Raw genomic sequence first — 20,817 nt, 5'->3', positions numbered from 1 at the left:
TTTTGTGACACGCTTCACCGAAGGCTTCAGCCGCTTCGTTGCCTTCACGACTGCTCCGGTTGCTTCCGGCAGGAGCACTTCGCCGGGTGGGGCTTGCACCCACTGGAACAACACCGCCTTATCACGGCGCACGCCAGAAGCGGACCTTCGCCACAATTCTGGATGTGACTGATTTCAAGCGATGAACTGCCGTTCAACGTTCGAATTAGGGTCCGTCACCGGCGGTGCCGGAGCTTGTTCAGCCAGACCGGCAAGTGGAAAACGGACATCAGCCAGTACATCGTACTCATTCCGCCAAAAGGGAAGGCGCCGCGGGTGGCGGAGCAGATCGGATCGGCATCGCCTGCGATGGTGCAGATGAGAGCCATCACGGCGAAGCTCGGTGACGCCGCCAGGCACAGGCAGCTGGCGAACCACGCTGCCTTGCCCGCCGACGCACCGGATTGTCCCGCCTGAGCGACCGGTTGCGTGGGCATAATCATGCCGCCTGGCCGTATTCGTCGTGACGGCGCCACCAGATGCCGTGCTCGTTGCGGCCCTTCGGTGCGCGGTCCAGCCACTGGTACATGGCCCAAGTGCCATCGACGCCGCGGGCGTAGCTGGAATAGGTGTGATATATCTTGTCGTTTTCCAGCACGAAAGCGCTGATGCCAGGTCTGTCGCGCGTGTAGGTGGCGATGTCGGTGCCGGTCGAGGCGGCTATCTGTTCCATCGGGCTGCCGCTGCCTTCCTCGCGCCATTCCGCAACAGTCTGGCCGCGGCGAATTCCTTCCATTGCCGGTTCGCGTCGATAGTTGTATTCGACTGTGCCGTCGCGCTGCTGCTGCTCGCTGAACCAGACGTTGAAATCGGCGTTGAAATCGTTCCCACCAGAGGATGCCCAATCGAAACTCCAGCCCATGCGCTTCTTGAAGGCCTGTAGTTTGGCGAGCGGGGCACGCGAGACGGCAGTAAATGCCACGTCATGGTTTTCCAGATGCACGGTGATGCCGTTGAAGCCATCCGCAATCGACGAGCAGGACGGGCAGCCCGCCGTATAGTCGGGGCCGAACATGAAGTGGTAGACCAGCAGTTGCGAACGTCCTTTGAACAGGCTCCCGAGGCCGACATTGCCGCTTTCCGTTTCGAAACGGTAATCCTTGTCGATCCTGACCCATGGCAATTGCTGGCGTCGCTGCGCCAATGCGTCGCTCAATCGCGTGAGTTCCTTTTCAGCATCCAGAAGGTCGAGGCGGGCAGCAAGCCATTCTTCGCGGGTGCCGATTTTGTGCGTTGTCATCATCTTTCTCCTTTACCGGGTTGAGGTACCATGCCTTGTGTGTGTGAAGGTCGGTGCGTATGGACATGCTATGGCGGGAGCGGGGAGGACCGGGAGTGACAATCTTGACGGGATCGCGATGGACGCAATGATTGCCGCTGCGGCGCGCCTGCTCGCAACCGGGGATCTGCTCGGTGCCTTGAAGCGCGTCGCCTTGCGCGACGACGGGCCGGCGCTGGCCTTGCGCGGCATTGCGATGGCGCAGCTGGGCGACCTGGTACGCGCGAAGGCGCTGCTCAAGCGGGCGGTCGCCGCATTCGGTCCGCACGAAGCGGTGGCGCGCGCACGCTGCATCGTTGCCGAGGCCGAGGTCGCGCTCGTCTCGCGCGACCTGGGCTGGCCGCCCAAGGCGCTTGCATCTGCGCGGGCAACCTTGCAGGTGCATGGCGACCGGCTCAATGCAGCGCACGCCCTTCACATCGAAGTACGACGCCTGCTGTTGATCGGTCGGCTGGATGACGCACAAGCGCGGCTCGCACAAGTCGATGCGGGCGTACTGCCGCCCGCGCTGAAGGCGGCATACGAAATGGTGCTGGCCGGTATTGCGATCCGACGTTTGCAGACGCGTGGCGCACGAGAAGCGCTGCAACGTGCGGAGTTGGCTTCGCAGGCGGCAGGCATCCCCGCACTGGCTGCCGAGGTTGCGGGCGTAGCACACGTGCTCGCCATGCCCGTAGCACGCCTGCGCGCGCGAGGCGAGGAGCGTTACCTGTTCCTCGACGAGGTGGAAAACCTGATCGCCTCGCGCACGCTGGTGATCGATGCTTGCCGCCACGCGGTGCGCGCAGGGCAAACGGTGGTGTCGCTCAAGACACGTCCTGTCCTGTTTGCGCTGGTTCAAATGCTGGCGGAGAGCTGGCCTGGCGACGTGTCGCGCAAGGCGCTGGTCGCGTGCGCATTCCGCGGGAAAGAAGCCGATGAATCCTATCGTGCCCGGCTGAGGGTCGAAATCGGACGGCTACGCAAGGAGATTCGCGACGTCGGCGTCGTCAGGGCGACGGCAGAAGGCTTCGCACTTGTTCCGCACGATAGGCATGATGTGGCCGTGCTGGCGCCCCCGGAGGAAGAACATGGCGAAGTCCTTGCCTTGCTCGCCGACGGCGAAGCCTGGTCCACGTCGGCATTGGCGATCGCGCTCGATGCCAGCCCGCGCACGATACAGCGCGCCCTGAACGAATTGGCGGAAGCGGGCAAGGCAAGATTCGTCGGACGGGGGCCGTCGCGCCGTTGGGTGAAGCAGTCGGTGCCGGGGTTCCCGTCAACTTTGTTACTCCGCAATGCGCTGCCAGGTGATTAGGATGGAGACATGAAAAATCACAACGCTCAAATCCTGCATGAATATGGCCCCTTCGCAGGTGGGGAGTCCGTCGGCGGGGTGGCATTCGACGGCGAACGCCTCTGGTTCGCCGCCGGAAAGCTCACAGCCCTCGATCCGGCGACCGGTGAAATCACGCGCTCGATCGACGTTGCCTGCCAGGCCGGCTGTACCTTCGATGGCCGCAATTTGTATCAGATCGTGGAAGACCGCATTCTGAAAATCGATCCGCACAGCGGTGAAGTGCTCTCGACGATTCCTGCGCCGGGCAAGGGAGGCGATTCCGGCCTTGCCTGGGCAGAAGGGTCGCTTTGGGTGGGACAGCATCGTGGCCGGCGGATTCATCGGATCGATCCGGAGACGGGCGCGATTCTTCACACCATCGAGTCCGACCGTTTTGTCACTGGTGTCACTTGGCTCGACGGTGAGCTATGGCATGGCACGTGGGAAGGCGATGAAAGCGACCTGCGCCATATCGATCCGCAAAACGGCGAAGTGATCGAGCGCGTGGCCATGCCTGCCGGCACGGGAATTTCCGGACTCGAATCCGACGGCAAGGACAGGTTCTTTTGCGGAGGCGGACCCAGCGGCAAGATCCGTACTGTACGCCGTCCGGATTGAGCGTTACGGTCATCCGCGCATTTATCATGGCGCCCTCGGAGACAGCATCTATGCGCAAGTGCCAGCGGCCAGCCGCAGACTGTTGCACATCGGTCGATGCTGTCGTCCGCAGGTGATCGAGCTTAACCTTTCGCACGGGGAGCGCGCACGAACAAAATGCGTCGAATGGCCGAAGAGGAAAGGACAGCGGACATTTGCAGATGAAAGCCCAATGTCTGTGAAGGGTCGACAGTGTAAATTCGAAAGCAAATCTTGGATGTCTGGTCAGTGTCCCGAAGCGGACCGAAGGCCAACAGCCTGGACAGACGACAGGCGGCCAGGAGCCGTCTTTCCTTGGCCGGCAGTGGAGTTGTGCCGGGAACCTGCCAAAGAAGTTCAGACCTTCCGTATCTTCGCCAGCGCCACTCCCGCAAAGATAAATAGAAATACCGAGGTCCATCGCCCAAATGCAAGAAAAAAACAGCAGGATAGCGGCGCTTTCTGGTCTGCGCGCCGCCATATTCGCAGCGTACAGCGCGGGCGTGAGCAACCGTGGCGGCAACCCGAGGGATGGGATCTCCTCGATCTCCAGCTGCCGTGCGTGCGATTGCTGCTAGCACGAGCACACCTGAACAGGTTTCCGGGAACTGAGGCATGTCCGCCTTCCCAAGGTCAGGGAAGGCGGTAGAGTGCAGGCCTGTTTGTGCCTTGTGAGCACGAGGAAATCATACGGCGGAGCATGCAAAAAGTGCTTCTGTTTTTTTGAGAGAAACGGCCTGATGGAAGAATAAACTCCTATGGCGAAGAAAAATTGTGGATAAAATTACCTGGTGATCCATAGATTAGAAAAGGAATTCCTGCAATGAGGGAAGGTCAGCTGGACGAAATCGACCGCAAAATTCTTCGCACGCTAAGCAGCGATGGGCGCATCAGTAATCAAAAGCTGGCCGAAATGGTGAACCTGTCTCCAACGCCCTGCTGGAACCGCGTGAAATCACTGGAAGAAGCGGGATTCATCACTGGGTATGTCGCGCTCCTGGACCAGCGCGTGCTTGGATTGCCGGACACTGTCATCATTGAGGTGACGCTGGACCGGCATGACGATGAGATTTTCAAGCGTTTTGGCGACGCGTTGGCGAACTTGCCGGAAGTGATTGAAGCTTATCTCCTCACTGGTGAATACGATTACCTGATCAAAGTCGCGGTTTCGGGGACAGAAGGGTACGAGCAGTTCCTTCGCCAAAAGCTGTACAAGATTCCTGGCATTCGCCATAGCCGGTCGACCTTCGCCCTACGTTGCCTGAAGCGCGTGCATTCAGTGACGCCGTGAGCGACGCGAAGACAGTGGAGCGCATTCAGAGATCTACGGACAAGCCAGGTGCGGCTGTAAAGTGGTTCAATGCGGCCAGCCGGGGTGTTTGCCTGTACGGGCGAAACCGGCCAGAAGGAGCCAGTCGTCACCGACCACTTTGGAGCAGGGAGCTTCGTTCGTCACGCCCCATCGCGGGACTTGTTCAGCGTAGCCTTAAGCCATTGCTGCCAAAGTCTTGCGGAAGCGGGCCAACGAGAGGGCGAACAGCGTCGCGCCGATCGCCGTCAATGCGACAAATTGGGGCCAGACGACAAGGAACCCTGCGCCGCGGTAAAGGATGGCCTGCGAGAGCTTGACGAAGTGGGTCGTCGGCGCCGCCAGCATGATGAACTGGACCAGCTCGGGCATGCTCTCGCGCGGCGTCACGCCGCCCGACAGGATCTGAAGAGGCAGCAGCACCAGCAGCAGCAACAGGCCGAACTGCGGCATCGAGCGCGCGACGGTGGCAAGGAAGATGCCTATCGATGTCGTGGCGAACAGGTGCAGGGCGGTGCCCGCCAGAAACAGGGCGATGGAGCCTTCGATCGGCACCGCCAGCAAGCCCTGGACGACCAGGCGCAGCGACACCGCGGCGGCCACAAGCACCACAACGCCCATCGCCCAAACCTTGCTGCTCATGATCTCGAACGGGGTCACCGGCATCACCAGCAGGTGCTCCACCGTTCCGTGTTCACGCTCGCGGATCAGCGCGGCACCGGTGAGCACGATGGACAGCATCGTGACGCTGTTGACAATTTCCATCACCGAGCCGAACCAGCTCTTGTCACCCGTCGGGTTGAAGCGCATCCGCAGCGCCAGGTCGACCGCGGGTGTCGATGCCGTCCGCTGCCCTTGGACGAAGGCATTCACCTCGCCGGTCACGATGGTCTGGATGTAGCTGCTGCCGGTGAAGGCCTGGCTCACGCGCGTGGCGTCGACATTGAGCTGGACGGTGGGTGGGCGCCCCGCCAGCACGTCTTTCTGGAACTGCGGCGGAATGTCGATCGCAAAGGTGTCCAGGCCGGCGTCCATCCGCGCGTCCATCTCGGCTTGGCTGATGTGCACCGGCGGCATGAACAGCGGCGGGTAGAACGCATCGGCGATGCGCTGCGACAGCAGCGATCGATCTTCGTCGACGATCGCGATCGGCGCCTTGTGCAGCGACTCCGGCATCGCGGTGGCCGCGGTGTAGATCGCGACGCTGAAGGCGTACACGATCAGCACCAGCATGATCGGATCGCGCAGCAGGCTGCGGAACTCCTTGACGCCCAGGTGCAGGATGTTGGCTGGACGCATCTCAGCGCTCCTGTTTCCTGAGCAGCACTGTGCCCAGTCCGATCAGCAGCGGCACGGCTACCAGCAGCGGAATGAAGGAGGCCTGCAAATCGGAAAAACCCAGCCCCTTGGAGAACGTGCCCCGCGCGATCGTCAGCAGGTGGGTGGTAGGGAAGACCCTACCGATCCACGCGCCGACGCCCTCGAGCGATGAAACTGGATCGATCATCCCCGAGAACTGCACCGCCGGCAGGATCGTCAGCACCGCGGTGCCGAACAGCGCGGCCACCTGGGTGCGCACGAAGGCCGACATGACCAGGCCGATCGCCGTGGCGGCGGCCACATACAGCAGTGTGGCCGCCGCCAGCGTGAGGAGGCTGCCCTTGACCGGCACGCCGAACAGGAACACCGCCATCACCGTGAGCAACCCGAAGTTGACCATCGCGAGCGCGACGTAGGGGAGCTGCTTGCCAAGCAAGAACTCCAGCCGCGTCACCGGCGTGACGTAGAGATTGACGATCGAGCCGAGTTCCTTCTCGCGCACCACCGACAGCGCCGTGAGGATCGCCGGGATCAGCATCAGCAGCAGCGGGATCATTGCTGGCACCATGGCCGGCAGGCTCTTGACATCCGGGTTGTACCGAAAGCGCGTCTCGATGTTGAAGCTGGCCGCCGTTGCGGCAGCGCCATAGGTCTCGCGTGCGCGTGTCGTGAGCCAATGCATGTGCATGCCCTGGACATAACCGCGGATCGTCTCGGCGCGCATCGGCATGGCGCCGTCGACCCAGGCGCCGATCGCCACCGGCGTGCCCCGGGCGACGTCGCGCGCGAAACCGGGCGGGATCTCGATCGCCAGGCTGATCTCGCCGGCGCGCATCCGGCGGTCCATGTCCGCGTCGTCGCGGATCGGGGGGCGCTCGGTGAAATACCTTGATCCTGATACGTTCAGCACGTAGTCGCGGCTGAGGGTGGTCTGGTCGCGGTCCATCACCGCGAATGCGAGGTTCTCGACGTCCATCGTAATGCCATAGCCCAGCACCAGCATGATGATTGCACTGCCCAGGATCACTAGTGCCTGTCGGATAGGATCGCGGCGCAACTCAAGCGCCTCGCGCCAGGCATAGCTGAACAGGCGGCGCAGCGCGAGACCGCGTGCGAGTCTGTTCGCGACCTTCGCGGGCCGACCCTGCCGTGGCTCGATTGTCGGGGCGGGCGCAGCCGGGGACGGGCGGTCGTCCCTGCCTGCGCCGTCGGCAAGCTCGAGGTGACTGATGAAAGCTTCTTCCAGCGTGGTCACGCCGCGCCGTTCGACTATCGCGGCGGGTGTGTCGCTGACGAGCACCCGGCCGGCGTGCATCAGCGAGATCCGGTCGCAGCGCTCGGCCTCGTTCATGAAGTGGGTGGAGATGAAGATCGTCACCTGGTCGCGGCGCGACAGGTCCAGCATGATCTGCCAGAAGGCCTCGCGCGCCACCGGGTCGACACCCGACGTGGGTTCGTCGAGGATCAGCAGCTCCGGGCCGTGGATCATCGCCACCGCCAGCGACAGCCGCTGTCGCTGGCCCAGTGGCAGTGCGTTCGGCAGGCTGTCCATCACCTCGGCCAGGCCGAAGCGACGCGCCATCTCGGCGATGCGCGCTGCGATGCCGGCCTCGGCCATCCTGAACAACCGGGCGTGCAGCACCAGGTTCTGTCGCACGGTCAGCTCGCCGTAGAGCGAGAACGACTGCGTCATGTAGCCGACCCGCCGGCGGGTGTCCAGATCGTGCGGGTCCACCGGGTGGCCGAACAGACGGGCCTCGCCTTCGCTGGCCGGCAGCAAGCCGGTGAGCATCTTCATCGTGGTCGTCTTGCCGCAGCCGTTCGATCCAAGAAAGCCGAAGATTTCTCCGCGTTCGATGCGGAAATCCACATGATCAACCGCGGTGAAATCGCCGAATCGCATCGTCAAGCCCTGGGCCTCGATCGCTGTCTCGCCATCGGGCCGGGCAATGCGCGGCTCGATGGCCACAGACCGATAGCCCGTGCGATGTTCGGGCGGAAGCAACGTAATGAACGACTGCTCCAGGCTGCCCGAGCCGGTGCGTCGCAGCAGTTCGTCTGGGCTGCCGGTGGCGAGCACGCGGCCGTCGTTCATCGCCACCAGCCAGTCGAAGCGGGCTGCCTCCTCCATGTAGGCAGTGGCGATTAGCACGCTCATGGTCGGCCGGGCGGCGCGGATGCGCGCGATCAGGTCCCAGAACTGGCGGCGCGCCAGCGGGTCCACACCGGTGGTCGGCTCGTCCAGGATCAGCAGATCGGGGTCGTGGATCAGCGCGCAGCACAGGCCCAGCTTCTGCTTCATGCCTCCCGACAGCTTGGCGGCCGGCCGGTTTGCGAACGGTGCCAGGCCGGTCGCCTGCAACAGGTCGGCGATGCGGGCCTCGCGCTCGCGTCGCCCGTGGCCGAACAGCCGCCCGAAGAAGTCGATGTTCTCGTGTACCGACAGCGCCGGGTACAGATTCTTGCCCAGGCCTTGGGGCATGTAGGCAATGCGCGGACAGGCCTGGTTGCGGTGCTGCGCGCGGGCCATGTCGCCGCCCAGCACCTCGATGCGGCCGGCCTGGATCGAACGCGCACCCGCCACCAGCGCGAGAAGGCTCGACTTGCCCACGCCGTCCGGACCGATCAGGCCGACCATGCCGCCGGCCGGGATCACCAGGTCCACCGCTTCCAGCGCGACCACCGCGCCGTAGCGAAGGCCCACACCTTCCAGCCTGACGACCGGCGGTGGTTCGGCCGGGGGCCCGCCGGTCGATGTGCCGGCATGGTTCATGGCGGCGTCTTCAGCTGCAGCCGCGTCGGCCACTCGCGGGTGGCGTCGAGCCGCACATAGGCCGTGCCGGGCAGGCCCGTCTTCACCTGGACCATGTGCTTTCGCAGCAGCTCGGGCGGGAGCTGGGCCTTGACGCGGAACATCAGCTTCTCACGCTCACTCGCGGTCTCGACGGTTTTCGGCGTGAACTGGGCTTCGGAGGCAACGAAGGACACCCGCGCGGGGATGACGTATTGCGGCGCGGCGTCAAGCACCAGCCGCACATCGGTGCCCAACGCGACTCGCCCGGCCGCGGCCGTGGGCAGGAAGAAGGTCATGTACACGTCGCTAAGATCAAGCAGGTTGATCACACGCCCGCCTGCAGCGACGATCTCGCCCGGCTGTACCACCAGATACTGGATTCGGCCATCGCGCGGCGCCTTCAACTGGGCGTCGTCGATGTCGGCCTGGATGCGCTCGACGTTCGCCTGCGCTGCCGCGGCCGAGGATTGCGCGCCGGCCACCTGGGACTGCGCGCTGACAATCGCCGCTTGGGCGGCTACCACCTGCGCGCGCGCCGCGCTGATCGCCGCCTGCGCGCTTTCCAACCGAGTTCGATCGTTGTCGACCACCTGCGGCGATATGAAGCCTTGCTTGGACAGTGCCTCTGAACGTGACAGCTGCGTGTTGGCGGCCTTGAGTTCGGCGTTGCGCTGCGCGACGACGGCCAGTGCCGCCGCCCTGTCGCTTTTACGCTGCGCCAGTTGACTCCTCGCCGTGGCGACGGCGTTTTCGGCCTGGAGCCGTTGCGCTTCGGCTTGGCGGCGCTGGGCGTCCAGCACCTCTGTCTCGATTACTGCAAGCAACTGTCCCGCCGTGACAAACTCGCCTTCGGCTACCCGGATCTCCTTGACCCGTCCGGCCACCCGAGAGGAGACGTCGATCTCCACCGCCTCGATGCGTCCGTTGCCGCTGGCCAGTTCGTCGTTGGTCCCGCGTGGCCCGAAGCGTTGCCACGCGCCAAGGATCAGCGCGCCCGCGGCAAGCACCACTCCGCCGCGGACGAGCCAAGTCCTCCACTTAATGACCATGGTGCTACTCACTTTCTGTACGCGACGACCAGCATTTGGAGTCTGCCCGATGAAAGTCGAAACCAGTCCCGACAGACCGTCCGAATCGCATTGATCAAAGCCCTGAGATGCTCACCCTGGGTTTCAGTTTGACATACTGTGTCGCCGACGCATTGCAGTGAATCAAGAGTGGCCTCGAGTCGGGGGCCTGTACGTCCATAACAAGAATGAGGGAGAGCGAAGCTGCCAACCGAACAGTTCACATTGAGTATTGCTTCTTGTCTGCTGCGACCGTGAAGCGATGAGTTGGGTGGCGACCACCAAGGGTATTGATGCCGGACTCGTTGGTGACTTGATGATGCAGGCCGTCGACTACTGGTTTAGCGCCAACAGCACGGCGCCGACCGAAATCGAATGGCTGTCCGATAGCGGCAATTGATATACCGCTGCCGAAACCCGTTCGTTTGCCCGTGCCCTGGGACTCAAGCCGGTGACAACGCCACTTCATAGCCCGCAGAGTAACGGCATGGCCGAGAGCTTCGTGAAGACCATCAAGCGCGACTATGCCAGTCTGGCACTGCGCCCGGACGCCAGGGCAGTCATATGGCAACTGCATGGCTGGTTTGAACATTACAATACGAGGCATCTGTACAGCGCATTGAAGTATCTGCCGCCACGGACGTTTCGAGGGAAACAGGCTTTAAATATCTAATGCCGGTGGTACGGGTATACAGGGGCAAAACCAGTCGACCTGTACCGTTCATTGGGTGGAGGATTGAAGGAAACTGCTACGAGCCAAAGATGAGTGCGGGAACAACGCGGTCATTCCAATCTCTGAAATCCAAATACATAAGCAAGTTAGCGGTCTGACCCGGAGAAAAACTGGTGAAGAAAAAATCTGTCAGTGCCGCGGCGATGGCCATGCTGATTGTCTGCGGCGATGGCATTGCGCAATCCTTGCCGGCGACGATTCAGGAATGCACGACAATTGCCGACGACGCATCACGCCTCGCCTGCTACGACAGCATTGCGCGCAGGCAGGCCGTGCCCGTTACAGGAGCGGCAGAGAAAAATTTGGCCGCCGACGATCAACAGGTCGGCATGAAAAGTGAAACCTCTCCAAGCCGCATGGCCGAACACTGGGAACTGGACGCCGCCAACAAGCGCGGCGTCTTTCACTTTAGGCCGCATCAGGACAACTATCTGATCGCGACCTACACCACGCATCCGAACGAGTCACCGTACCGGCCTTTCCGACAGCTTGATCCCAATGCCGAACTGGCGCATAGCGAACTGGCGTTCCAATTGGGATTCAAGCTGAAACTGGCCGAGAATCCGGGCAACCTGCCGCTGGATATCTGGTTCGGCTATACGCAGCGCAGCTTTTGGCAGGCAGGTAACCGCGAGGCGTCAAGCCCTTTCCGGGAAACGAATTACGAGCCGGAAGTCATGGCGGTTTTCCCGGTCAATGTCGATCTCCTCGGGTTCAAGCTGCGCTTTGTGAATCTGAGCCTGGTCCACCAGTCAAACGGCGGCGGGTCCACCCTGTCGCGCAGCTGGAACCGCACTTACGTCCAGGCCGGCCTGGAACGCGGCGATTTCCAGTTGCTGGCCCGTGCCTGGAAGCGCATTAATGAGGATGCGAACAACGACGATAACCCACGAATTGTGGACTATATGGGGCACGGAGATTTAGTAGCAAACTATCGCCGGCAGGGGCATGAATTCTCGCTGCTGACGCGCTATAACTTCAACACTAAAAAAGGAGCTGCGCAAGTCGGCTGGGCATACCCCGTTAGCACTCGGCTCAAAGGCTATATCCAGTATTTCTCCGGATACGGCTACACCCTCATCGACTATAACGCATACCAAAGAGTCGTCGGAGTCGGTATATTGGTCACGTACTGACACTGCTACGGAGCGTGATGACCAAGACGGAACGTGCGCCAGGTCGATCCCTGATAGATACATCTCGTGCATCGCATAAGTTTGGCAGGCAGGCGATGACACCACCCGGGTCCTCTGGATCGGCTTCCTCTTTGATTAGCAGGAAACGACCGCTTCCGGCCGCATCGGGCCTGTATGCAACACCCTGACATCGACCGCAATGGTTCAGCTCCCAGACGGTCATAGTTAAAGCGCCGGGCTTTATCCAGAAGTTCCAAGAATCAGTGAATCAATGTAATCAAGTACATCGTCCTCACGACCATCGCTAACCAGCTGCGCGGGAGTCTTACCATCGAAGCTAGGTAATGGCTCATTCATCCACGCACTGGCAGCGTCATCGTTTCCTGTAAATCTCCGTGCACGGTGCATGATCGTGTAATAAGCCTGCGCTTTACGCGATTGCTTTTGAAAGCACATACGGAGCGCTTCAATTCCTTCCGAAGAAAGCTGTCCGTCTTTAGACATGATTTACCTCTCTCAATGCAGAGATTCAAGAACGCTTGCATGCCTACCCAGTTCGCGAAAGTGGTAAGCACATTTATGTTTATCGTGCATTCATACTAATTTGCGGCAATCATACCCGCTTGTCTTGAGTCGCAGCATAGGGCCACGGGTCGGCCGTGGACACAATCCGACTTCTGACCGCTTGTGCCCACGAAGCTAAGATGATGTGCTCGTTATCCGACTCGGGAAGCCGTGCGATAACGGCCACTCTGTACATGCGGTTCCTCAGCCAACACCGGCCATAAGCCGGCGTAGCCGAATCCCATATTTTTGGTATTTCTTTAACAGTTTCCCCGTGGCAGCATGTCTTGATTTCGGGCTTAGTTCGGCTGCCCTCGTTCACAGCTTTTTTAATGTTTCTTGTTAAAACGGCCGGTCTTTCAAAAGCCAAGCTCCATGCGGATTGATATCTTGTCGCGTCGCGCTCTATGAAGAAGTCTCCTACGGGTACGACAACGAAGTTGGTCATACCGAATACGAGGTTCGCAAAGTAAACGGTGTTGTTCATGGACCGAAGGGAAGGCCGATTGGGCTCATCGGAAAGTAAATGCTGCGCTCTAATCCTTCCATCAAGAGGACGTACCTTAGAAAGGCGCTTAGCGCCAGCACGGCAGCACTTTGGGCGGGTATTTGCTCATACGAGGCTATAGCACGCGCCCTTAGATCATGGAGGAGGCGATATGCTCCTGAAAACCTCCGCACCCAATAATCGTCTTCCCGGGAGAGCGGCCTGGGATTGGCGACGTGGCTTTCGGATGCCTACTTCATCCGAAAGCATTGGGACTTGGAAAAATAGGTATGGATGTACGGAAGAAGTTGTGTTCAGAGGTATTTCACAAGTGTCGCTCGAACTGTTGCCAACAAGCCGTTGCCTGCCACTCATGACAGGCGCTGGACATTAACTTTCGGACTTGCCGAATGGCTGCTTTGGGTGGCGTTATGCTGCAAATTCAGTGCAAGAGTGATGATTTCGTAATGACAATGGAGCAAACGTTACTCATAGTTAATGTTTGTCCTATACTGAACAGATCATTGTTGCGAAGAGTGCCAATGTAATGGAAAGAACGTCTACTCCCACGGTCCTGTCGCCATTCGTTGTTGCGTCCGACATCGCCTCCAAGAGATCAGCCGACGATACGCTCCAAGACATTCTGCGCGCGGTTCGTCAGCACTTGGGCATGGATGTCGCGTTTCTTTCCGAGTTCGCAAATGGAAAGCGCATTTTCCGATGCGTGGACACACCCCATGTCGACCATCCCGTGAAGGTAGGTGGCGGCGACCCGCTCGAAGAATCATATTGCCAACGCGTATTGGATGGCAGATTGCCGGAATTGATACGAGACGCAGTCATGCATCCGGCCGCCATGGAACTACCGGCTACGACGGCAATGCCTGTCGGCGCTCATCTAAGCATTCCGATAAAGCTTTCGACCGGGCGCATCTATGGCACATTCTGTTGTTTCAGCCACGCCCCCGATCAGACACTCACTGAACGTGATCTGAGCGTCATGCGAGCATTCGCGGATCTCGCCGGCAGACAAATCGAACAGGATATCCTCGCACGCGAGGAAGGCCTGCAAATTGAACAAAGAATCAAATCCGTTCTCGAAGGCGAACATCTTTCCATTGTCTACCAGCCGATCTACCACGTGGCCGATAACAGGATCGTCGGCTTCGAATCTCTTTCCCGCTTTGCCACCATTCCATTGCGTTCACCCGATGTCTGGTTTAACGAGGCGGGCAAAGTCGGGCTTGGTGCCGCGTTGGAAACGAAAGCGATTCGGACAGCACTACATGGCCTGAAATACCTTCCAGATGAGGTGTACATTTCCGTCAACGCCTCTCCCGAAAGTATTCTGAGTGGCGCAATCACAAGTGCATTCGAGGATATGCCGCTCAATCGACTCGTGCTGGAAGTCACCGAGCATGCCCTGATTGATCGATACGAAGACATTGCCGCCGCGATCTACCCATTAAGGAATAACGGCATGCGGATTGCTGTGGATGATGCGGGTGCCGGGTATGCAAGTTTCCGGCATATATTGAATCTGGTCCCAGACATCATCAAGCTCGATATTAGCCTGACGCGTAACATTGACAGTGACAGGTCACGGCGTGCGCTCGCAGCAGCCCTTACCCGCTTTTCGGAAGAAACCGGGATCAAGATCGTGGCTGAAGGCGTTGAAACTGCCTCCGAACTTAATGTGCTTAGAGCGCTTGGCATCAATAACGCTCAAGGGTATCTGCTGGGGAGACCGATGCCTATCAACGAAGCTTTGCTGCTTTGCAAATAAGGCTCGGCGACATTTCCTGAGATTGGCTTTCGATGAAGTTGTGCTTACCCGATCGGCGTCTATATGCTTGATCATTCTCCTCTTGTAACTACGAAGGGCCAATCCGCCAGGCTGGCCCTTCGTTTTTCATCAGTTTCTGCGCCTCAGCAGCTCAGTCGGAACAACTGTGGCATCCAGTCGCAGAACTCTGGCACCGTTCGCAATCACTGCGATCCCCAAGCTCACGGTAAAGGTCCGTGCATCGACTCCTGACTGCGGAGTCGCGAAATCTCAAGCGGACACTGCTGAAACGGGGGCCACAGCAGTGCCCGCCTTGACGGGACAGTGGCGCTGAGATTCGACATGACTATGGCGGCACACCCCGTGTCGCGCATCCGGATTTCGGTACGCTTGCGACATGATGCCGCCCCGCGTCATCACGGCTTCGTGCCCTTGCGATGCGGTTTGGCTTTTGGCCTGGGCGCCTTCTCCATGCGGCCAGTAACTGATCCGCGTACCGACGATGTGGTTCTCTTTCCAGTGAAGCTCGAGTCGCCATGCGAGTGTGTCGGCGCGTGGCTGATGCGAAGCTTTTGCCCGGCCACGGAGACGCTCTTCAGTTGCCTGAACAATTCCTTGGGCATTCCCTCCGGGAGATCAAGCAGGCTGTAGTCGTCGTGGATATCGATGCGGCCGATGTGTTTCGCATCGAGGCCCGCTTCGTTGGCGATCGCGCCAACGATATTGGCCGGCTTCACTCCGTGCACATGGCCGACCTCGATGCGGTAGGTCTGCATGCCGGCCGTTGCAGGGTGAGCTCCGTGCGCGGTTCTTTGGGCGGCGCCTTCCTTGACCTTGGACGGCTCCGTGCGGCCTGCGCGTCCCGGCGACTCGTCTCGCATGGCAGCGTGTTCAGCTGCGAACGGGCGCGTCTTCCTGTCGGCGTTCTTGTCAGCCGCTGCTGGTTCACCCTCACGGCTGATCTGCAATTGGCGGCCGGCGACCCACACCTTCTTGAGATGCAGGAGAAGATCGTCCGGCATGCTGGCGGGTAAATCCAGTGTGCTGTAGTCATCGTAGATTTCAATACGGCCGATGTACTTCGACTCCAGTCCCGCTTCGTTGGCGATGGCGCCGACAATGTTGCCCGGCTTGACGCCGTGCGCGTGGCCGACCTCAATGCGGAAGGTTTGCATGCCTGCTTCGGGCGCTCGCTCGATGCGCTCCTTCTTCGGGAATGCCTCTCGCCCGCCTGATTCGCGGCGCTCCGATCTGTCGCGTCTTTCAGCACCGCGATGGTCGTGCTCAGTGCGCTCAGTGCGCCCGGCACGCTCGACATATCCTCCGGACGCACGATGATCCTCCGGCCGGCCTGCATCGAGCAACAGCGGCACGTCGCCACGAGCCAGTTTCGCCAGCGCCGCGGCGATCTCGATCGCCGGGACATTCTTTTCGCGCTCATAGTCTTCAATCAGCGACTGGAATTCTTCCAGGCCGCCTGCAGCGAGCATCTCGCTGATCTGATCCTTGAAGCGGGCGATGCGCACATCGTTCACCGCCTCGATCGTCGGCAGTGCAAGCGGAGCCACCGGCTGCCGCGTCGCACGCTCGATGGCCTTGAGCAGGTTGCGCTCGCGCGGCGCGATGAACAGGATCGCCTCGCCGCTGCGCCCCGCGCGCCCGGTGCGGCCGATACGATGGGTATAGCTCTCCGGGTCGTACGGCACGTCGTAGTTGATCACGTGGCTGATGCGCTCGACGTCCAGCCCGCGCGCAGCGACATCGGTCGCCACCAGGATGTCGATCTTGCCGTCTTTCAGCATCTGGATGGTGCGTTCACGCTGCTGCTGAGCCATGTCGCCGTTGATCGGCGCCGCCGCGAAGCCGCGCGCCTGCAGCTTGGTTGCCAGCTCTTCCGTGCCCAGCTTGGTGCGCGCAAAAATGATCATGCCATCGAATGGCTCGGCTTCCAGGATGCGCGTGAGTGCATCGAGCTTGTGCATGCCGCTCACCAGCCAGTAGCGCTGGCGGATGTTCTCCGCAGTCCCGGTCCTGGCTGCGATGGTGACCTCGGCAGGATTGCGCAGGTAAGTCTGGGCGATGCGGCGGATTGCTGATGGCATCGTCGCGGAGAACAATGCGGTCTGGCGCGATTCCGGCGTTCTCTGCAGGATGGTCTCGACATCGTCGATGAACCCCATGCGCAGCATCTCGTCCGCCTCGTCGAGCACCAGCGTCTTCAGCTGTGACAGATCAAGCGAATTCTTTTCGATATGGTCGATCACGCGGCCGGGCGTTCCCACGATCACATGCACGCCGCGCCGCAGGGCGCTCAGCTGCGGACCATAACTTTGTCCGCCGTAAATCGGGAGCACATGGAAACCGGGGATATACGTGGCATACCGCTGGAACGCTTCGGCGACCTGGATCGCCAGCTCGCGCGTCGGCGCCAGCACCAGGGCTTGCGGCGCGCCCGGGCTGATGTCCAGACGGGCAAGGATGGGCAGCGCAAAGGCCGCCGTCTTGCCGGTGCCGGTCTGCGCCTGGCCGAGCACGTCCCTGCCTTCCAGCAAGATCGGAATCGTGGCGGCCTGGATCGGCGAAGGGGATTCGTAGCCGAGTTCCTGCAGCACGCGCAGCAGGGACGCATTCAGCTTCAGGTCGGCAAACAGCGGGGAGGTCGTATCGGACATGGCGTCTTTCAGGGCAGGTACGAATTGCAGCAGGCAAAGGGATTGCCATCCAGTCTACTCCGCCCTGGCGCGCGACGTCGATGCGCCACCTTTTCACAGAGCATCAGGTCAGGGCCTGCCAAGGAACAAATTGTGCGTTTTGTCGGGGTAGCGGGATGCAATGCAAGGCGTCCGCTGCTTGCAGCTCGGGCAATGCAAGCAGCGAACAACGCCGCAGTGCGCCCGCCATGACCGAGAAAAACATGTGACCAATTCCTCGACAGGCGCTCAGGCGGGCGCCTGGGGTTCAGGCAAACAGCTTGTCGTAGGCGGCCAGCAAGGTGTCATGCATGGCACTGCCTTGCATGTCAGGCTGCAGGTCGTCCAGCCCGAAGAAACGCTCGCTGCGGTCGAGCAGCGCCTCGGCCTGCCGAACGGCTTCCGCTCCATACAGCAGCACCATGGCGCGGCGGTAATTTTCCACGTCATCCATGTTCAGCATGTTCTCGATGCAGCGGTACACGAGGCGGCGCGCCGGGGGAAGGTCGTTGAAGTGGTGGATCCAGTCGCAGCCTTCGCGGATGGCATCCTCGTCGCCGATGGCGAGCGCCAGCAGCGTTTTCAGCTCGCCCACCCGCAATTGTTTCCATGGCGTGCCGACCGGAATCGCAAGGCCGAGGATTTCCCACAGCGGACGTTCATCGTTCAGATTCATGGTCTGCAGGTCGGTCAGCAGGCCCGCGCACGCTTCCTCGTCCAGTTCGGACAGTCGCAGCAGCTTCGGGCGCAATGCATTGCCGACGCTGTTGTTTTCCCACTCCAAGTCTTCCACCGGATAGATCTCGGACATGCCGGGCACCAGGATGCGGCAGGTGTAGGCGCCTTGTTCGGTGAAATCGGACAGGTAGATGTCCCGGCCTTCGCCGTGGATGCAGTCGACCAGCCAGTGATAGTCTTCTTCCGTGGTATTGCTGAAATTCCAGTCGGCGAACGGGAAGTCCGGCGTATCGCGCAGGAAATCCCAGCTGATCACGCCGCTGGAGTCGACAAAGTGGATTTCCAGATTGGCGACAGCATTCACCTCGTTCATATCGAAGCTCGGTTCGGCAAAGCCTTCCAGCGTATCAAGCGCCCGTCCCTGCAGCAACTCGGTCATTGCCCGCTCCAGTGCGATCTCGAAGCGCGGATGCGCACCGTAGCTGGAGAACACGCCCTGGTCCTTCGGGTGCAGCAGGGTCACGTTCATGACCGGATAGCGGCCGCCGAGCGATGCGTCCTTCACCAGAATGCCGAAGCCCGCCTTGCGCAGGCCGGCGATGCCGTTGCGGATGTTCGGATAACGCGCAATGACTTCCTCGGGCACGTCCGGCAGGCACAGCCCTTCGCTGATGACGCGGTACTTGACGTGCCGCTCAAAGATCTCGGACAAGGCCTGGGTGCGCGCTTCCATCATCGTGTTGCCCGCCGCCATGCCGTTGCTGACATACAGGTTGCCGATGATGTTGACCGGGATGAAGGTCTGCGCGCCGTCGCGCAGGCGCGTATAGGGCAGCGTGCAGATGCCGCGCTCGACATTGCCGGAGTTAAGGTCGACCAGCACCTCGGCGCTGATTTCGCCGTCCGGATTGTAGAAGGCATGAAGTTCCGCATTGAGCATGTCGGACGGCCACTTGCCGTCCGCAGCCGGAACAAACCAGCGCTCTTGGGGATAGTGGACAAACGGGCGGTTGGCGCGCGTTTCGCCTAGATAGAAATGGGTCCAGAAATAATGCGTGCTCAGGCGCTCAAAGAACTCGCCATAGGCGCTGGCGCGCGCCGCCAGTTGGGACGCTCCCTTGCCATTCGAAAAAAGCATCGGACAATCGTTGTCCTTCATGTGGACCGACCAGATGCCCTCGACTTCATTCAGCCAGGATGATTCATTGAGCCGGAAGCCGCGCGCCGCCAGCTTCTTCTGCATGGTTTCAATGGTCGATTCAAGGGAGGCATCTTTGCCGGGGATGAAGCTTTCGGATTTCATTTCGATTTCTTGGTTGGGACGTAATCAGGGGAGGAACGGGCGCTGCACTGCTGCGGGACTGAGGAAATCGTCGGGCGGATGTCGGCGCGCAGGCGAAGCATACACGGGTCTGCCCATGGCGACAAAGACAAACTCCGGCATGCGGGCCGCGGCAGGCGGGAAGGGCGTCTATTTCTCTATTGACCGCGCGATCAGCCGTCTTTCATTGTCAATTCCGCAATATCTCGCGCCGGCACTCGTGGTCAATCATTCAACGCGGCCTTGGCCGCTTCTTCCGGAGTCAATCCTTCGTAGAACATGTCGGTGAACCACTCGACCTGTTCTTCAATGTGTTCTTGCGCCTGCGCCAGCGTTGCGCCGCCGGCAACAAGGAAGCCTTCCACCTCGGTACACCACTGGATCAATGCGGCGGTTTCCGGGTCGAGCTTTTCTTTCCTGGCCATGTGGGTGTCCTGTCTGTTGATGAGATCTGCCGCGCAGTGCGCGGCAGAGGGCTATTGTAGAACCCATTTCATGCACAGGACGGAATTGCCCCCGGTTTTTGAAGGCTTTGAGGGCTCTTGCAATCAGAAACACGAAGAGGCCACCCGCAGCCTTTCACGACAATCCGCCACCATCCTCTCGATCAACTCCGCGCAAGATGGCACATCATCAATCAAGCCAATGACTTCCCCGGCCCAGACCAGGCCTGCATCCATATCGCCCGTTTCCAGCGCAAGCCGTCCGCGCTGCCCGGCAACCAGCGGCCGAATGTCCTCGAAAGTGCATCCTCCCGGACGCCGCTCCATCGCCACAACCTGCTCGGAAACAGGAGTTTTCAGCACCCGGCCCGTGTTGTGCAGCGTGCGGAAGATCAGGGTCGTTTCGCGTTCGGTTGCCTTGACCAGCGCCTGCTTGATGTTGTCATGCAAGGGCGCTTCCTTTGTCACGCAAAAGCGGGTGCCCATGTTCACGCCTTCCGCGCCAAGCACGAGCGCAGCGGCCATGCCGCGGCCATCGCCGATGCCGCCGGATGCAATCACCGGAATCTTCAGTGCCTTGGCTGCAGCCGGGATCAGCACCAGTCCGCCGACGTCATCTTCACCGGGATGCCCCGCACATTCGAAGCCATCGATGCTGACGATGTCCACGCCATTGCGCTCGGCCGACAAGGCATGTCGCACCGTCGTGCACTTGTGCACGATCCTGACACCGTTGGATTTGAAGCTCTGGATGAAATCCTTCGGGCTGTTGCCGGCAGTTTCAACGATCCTGATGCCGCTATCGATGATGGCGGCAACATATTCCGCGTAGGGCGGTGGCGTGACCGAGGGCAGGATGGTCAGGTTGACACCGAAAGGTTTGTCCGTCATGTCGCGGCAGCGCCTGATTTCCTGCGTGAGCGCTTCCGGCGTCGGCTGCGTGAGCGCGGTCAGTATGCCAAGGCCGCCCGCATTCGACACCGCCGAGGCAAGCTCCGCCGTGCCGACCCATTGCATGCCACCCTGGATGATCGGGTAGCGGATGCCCAGCATTTCCGTGACGCGTGTTTTCATGAATGCTCCTGTTCTGGCTCTTGATGCAGGTCAAGCTGCTTGCCTGCGCGTTCGGGGGATTATCTTGCCATGAATTTTCGGGCAGCATGCGTTGGCTCGCGTCGTCCGATGCGACGACTCCGTCGTTCACGCATGACTTGCCG

17 protein-coding genes are annotated in these 20,817 nt (G+C 60.6%); 7 read left to right on the top strand and 10 right to left on the bottom strand.

What is annotated here, in order from left to right:
• Positions 1-215: 215 nt before the first annotated feature.
• Both VJ698_RS20085 and VJ698_RS20080 read right to left on the bottom strand, forming a co-directional pair.
• Positions 216-476: a hypothetical protein gene (locus VJ698_RS20085; protein WP_324104594.1), complete on the bottom strand. Its 261-nt coding sequence runs from the start codon at positions 474-476 to the stop codon at positions 216-218.
• 2 nt (positions 477-478) lie between these two features.
• Complete coding sequence (locus VJ698_RS20080; RefSeq protein WP_324104593.1) at positions 479-1,282, bottom strand: thioredoxin family protein; 804 nt, start codon at positions 1,280-1,282, stop codon at positions 479-481.
• Between the two features lie 115 nt (positions 1,283-1,397).
• Here VJ698_RS20080 and VJ698_RS20075 point away from each other — a divergent pair, with 115 nt between their 5' ends.
• From VJ698_RS20075 to VJ698_RS20065, 3 genes are all read left to right on the top strand, one after another.
• Positions 1,398-2,615 carry a helix-turn-helix domain-containing protein gene (locus VJ698_RS20075; protein ID WP_324104592.1) on the top strand — a complete coding sequence of 406 codons (1,218 nt, stop codon included), beginning with the start codon at positions 1,398-1,400 and terminating at the stop codon, positions 2,613-2,615.
• Between the two features lie 9 nt (positions 2,616-2,624).
• Positions 2,625-3,254: a glutamine cyclotransferase gene (locus VJ698_RS20070; RefSeq protein ID WP_324104591.1), complete on the top strand. Its 630-nt coding sequence runs from the start codon at positions 2,625-2,627 to the stop codon at positions 3,252-3,254.
• Between the two features lie 841 nt (positions 3,255-4,095).
• Positions 4,096-4,563 carry an Lrp/AsnC family transcriptional regulator gene (locus VJ698_RS20065; RefSeq protein WP_324104590.1) on the top strand — a complete coding sequence of 156 codons (468 nt, stop codon included), beginning with the start codon at positions 4,096-4,098 and terminating at the stop codon, positions 4,561-4,563.
• 195 nt (positions 4,564-4,758) lie between these two features.
• Here VJ698_RS20065 and VJ698_RS20060 read toward each other — a convergent pair whose 3' ends face one another.
• From VJ698_RS20060 to VJ698_RS20050, 3 genes are read right to left on the bottom strand one after another with little or no spacing between them, the layout of a single operon-like run.
• Positions 4,759-5,880, bottom strand: a complete 1,122-nt coding sequence (locus VJ698_RS20060; protein ID WP_324104589.1) for an ABC transporter permease — start codon at positions 5,878-5,880, stop codon at positions 4,759-4,761.
• A gap of 1 nt (position 5,881) precedes the next feature.
• Entirely contained in the window at positions 5,882-8,674 is a 2,793-nt protein-coding gene (gene rbbA / locus VJ698_RS20055; protein ID WP_324104588.1) for a ribosome-associated ATPase/putative transporter RbbA, read from the bottom strand.
• Positions 8,671-9,744: an HlyD family secretion protein gene (locus VJ698_RS20050; protein ID WP_324104587.1), complete on the bottom strand. Its 1,074-nt coding sequence runs from the start codon at positions 9,742-9,744 to the stop codon at positions 8,671-8,673. Before VJ698_RS20050 ends, rbbA begins: the two co-directional genes overlap by 4 nt.
• Positions 9,745-9,994: 250 nt before the next feature.
• On the opposite strand from VJ698_RS20050, the gene VJ698_RS20045 reads away from it, so the two are divergent.
• The 3 genes from VJ698_RS20045 (at position 9,995) to VJ698_RS20035 (ending at position 11,631) form a co-directional block, all read left to right on the top strand.
• Positions 9,995-10,162 carry a hypothetical protein gene (locus tag VJ698_RS20045; protein WP_324104586.1) on the top strand — a complete coding sequence of 56 codons (168 nt, stop codon included), beginning with the start codon at positions 9,995-9,997 and terminating at the stop codon, positions 10,160-10,162.
• A 51-nt stretch (positions 10,163-10,213) separates the two neighbouring features.
• Positions 10,214-10,435 (top strand): integrase core domain-containing protein, encoded by a 222-nt coding sequence (locus VJ698_RS20040; protein ID WP_324104585.1) that lies wholly within the window; start codon positions 10,214-10,216, stop codon positions 10,433-10,435.
• A gap of 173 nt (positions 10,436-10,608) precedes the next feature.
• Positions 10,609-11,631, top strand: a complete 1,023-nt coding sequence (locus VJ698_RS20035) for a phospholipase A (RefSeq protein ID WP_324104584.1) — start codon at positions 10,609-10,611, stop codon at positions 11,629-11,631.
• Between the two features lie 240 nt (positions 11,632-11,871).
• On the opposite strand, the gene VJ698_RS20030 is transcribed toward VJ698_RS20035, so the two are convergent.
• A complete protein-coding gene (locus VJ698_RS20030) occupies positions 11,872-12,135 on the bottom strand; it encodes an MbcA/ParS/Xre antitoxin family protein (RefSeq protein ID WP_324104583.1) in 264 nt (87 codons plus the stop codon).
• A gap of 1,049 nt (positions 12,136-13,184) precedes the next feature.
• Between VJ698_RS20030 and VJ698_RS20025 the strand changes: the two genes are divergently transcribed.
• A complete protein-coding gene (locus VJ698_RS20025; RefSeq protein WP_324104582.1) occupies positions 13,185-14,468 on the top strand; it encodes a sensor domain-containing phosphodiesterase in 1,284 nt (427 codons plus the stop codon).
• Positions 14,469-14,884: 416 nt separating this feature from the next.
• Here VJ698_RS20025 and VJ698_RS20020 read toward each other — a convergent pair whose 3' ends face one another.
• The 4 genes from VJ698_RS20020 to VJ698_RS20005 form a co-directional block, all read right to left on the bottom strand.
• Positions 14,885-17,140 carry a DEAD/DEAH box helicase gene (locus VJ698_RS20020; protein WP_324104581.1) on the bottom strand — a complete coding sequence of 752 codons (2,256 nt, stop codon included), beginning with the start codon at positions 17,138-17,140 and terminating at the stop codon, positions 14,885-14,887.
• Positions 17,141-17,426: 286 nt separating this feature from the next.
• Positions 17,427-19,139 carry a 30S ribosomal protein S12 methylthiotransferase accessory factor YcaO gene (gene ycaO, locus VJ698_RS20015; RefSeq protein ID WP_324104580.1) on the bottom strand — a complete coding sequence of 571 codons (1,713 nt, stop codon included), beginning with the start codon at positions 19,137-19,139 and terminating at the stop codon, positions 17,427-17,429.
• A gap of 242 nt (positions 19,140-19,381) precedes the next feature.
• Positions 19,382-19,582, bottom strand: a complete 201-nt coding sequence (locus VJ698_RS20010; RefSeq protein ID WP_324104579.1) for a hypothetical protein — start codon at positions 19,580-19,582, stop codon at positions 19,382-19,384.
• 123 nt (positions 19,583-19,705) lie between these two features.
• Positions 19,706-20,674 carry a nitronate monooxygenase family protein gene (locus VJ698_RS20005; protein WP_324104578.1) on the bottom strand — a complete coding sequence of 323 codons (969 nt, stop codon included), beginning with the start codon at positions 20,672-20,674 and terminating at the stop codon, positions 19,706-19,708.
• Positions 20,675-20,817 lie beyond the last annotated feature (143 nt).

Source organism: Noviherbaspirillum sp., assembly GCF_035254685.1.
GTDB lineage: Bacteria > Pseudomonadota > Gammaproteobacteria > Burkholderiales > Burkholderiaceae_D > Noviherbaspirillum.
Note: the sequence above shows the minus strand (reverse complement) of the source record. Positions and strands in the feature narration are given on the sequence as shown.

Coding starts and splice junctions, on each gene's coding strand:
- VJ698_RS20080 (WP_324104593.1), bottom strand. CDS start 1,282: ATGATGACAACGCACAAAATCGGCACCCGCGAAGAATGGCTTGCTGCC.
- VJ698_RS20020 (WP_324104581.1), bottom strand. CDS start 17,140: ATGTCCGATACGACCTCCCCGCTGTTTGCCGACCTGAAGCTGAATGCG.
- VJ698_RS20075 (WP_324104592.1), top strand. CDS start 1,398: ATGGACGCAATGATTGCCGCTGCGGCGCGCCTGCTCGCAACCGGGGAT.
- VJ698_RS20030 (WP_324104583.1), bottom strand. CDS start 12,135: ATGTCTAAAGACGGACAGCTTTCTTCGGAAGGAATTGAAGCGCTCCGT.
- VJ698_RS20050 (WP_324104587.1), bottom strand. CDS start 9,744: ATGGTCATTAAGTGGAGGACTTGGCTCGTCCGCGGCGGAGTGGTGCTT.
- VJ698_RS20060 (WP_324104589.1), bottom strand. CDS start 5,880: ATGCGTCCAGCCAACATCCTGCACCTGGGCGTCAAGGAGTTCCGCAGC.
- VJ698_RS20070 (WP_324104591.1), top strand. CDS start 2,625: ATGAAAAATCACAACGCTCAAATCCTGCATGAATATGGCCCCTTCGCA.
- rbbA (WP_324104588.1), bottom strand. CDS start 8,674: ATGAACCATGCCGGCACATCGACCGGCGGGCCCCCGGCCGAACCACCG.
- VJ698_RS20010 (WP_324104579.1), bottom strand. CDS start 19,582: ATGGCCAGGAAAGAAAAGCTCGACCCGGAAACCGCCGCATTGATCCAG.
- VJ698_RS20005 (WP_324104578.1), bottom strand. CDS start 20,674: ATGAAAACACGCGTCACGGAAATGCTGGGCATCCGCTACCCGATCATC.
- ycaO (WP_324104580.1), bottom strand. CDS start 19,139: ATGAAATCCGAAAGCTTCATCCCCGGCAAAGATGCCTCCCTTGAATCG.
- VJ698_RS20085 (WP_324104594.1), bottom strand. CDS start 476: ATGCCCACGCAACCGGTCGCTCAGGCGGGACAATCCGGTGCGTCGGCG.
- VJ698_RS20065 (WP_324104590.1), top strand. CDS start 4,096: ATGAGGGAAGGTCAGCTGGACGAAATCGACCGCAAAATTCTTCGCACG.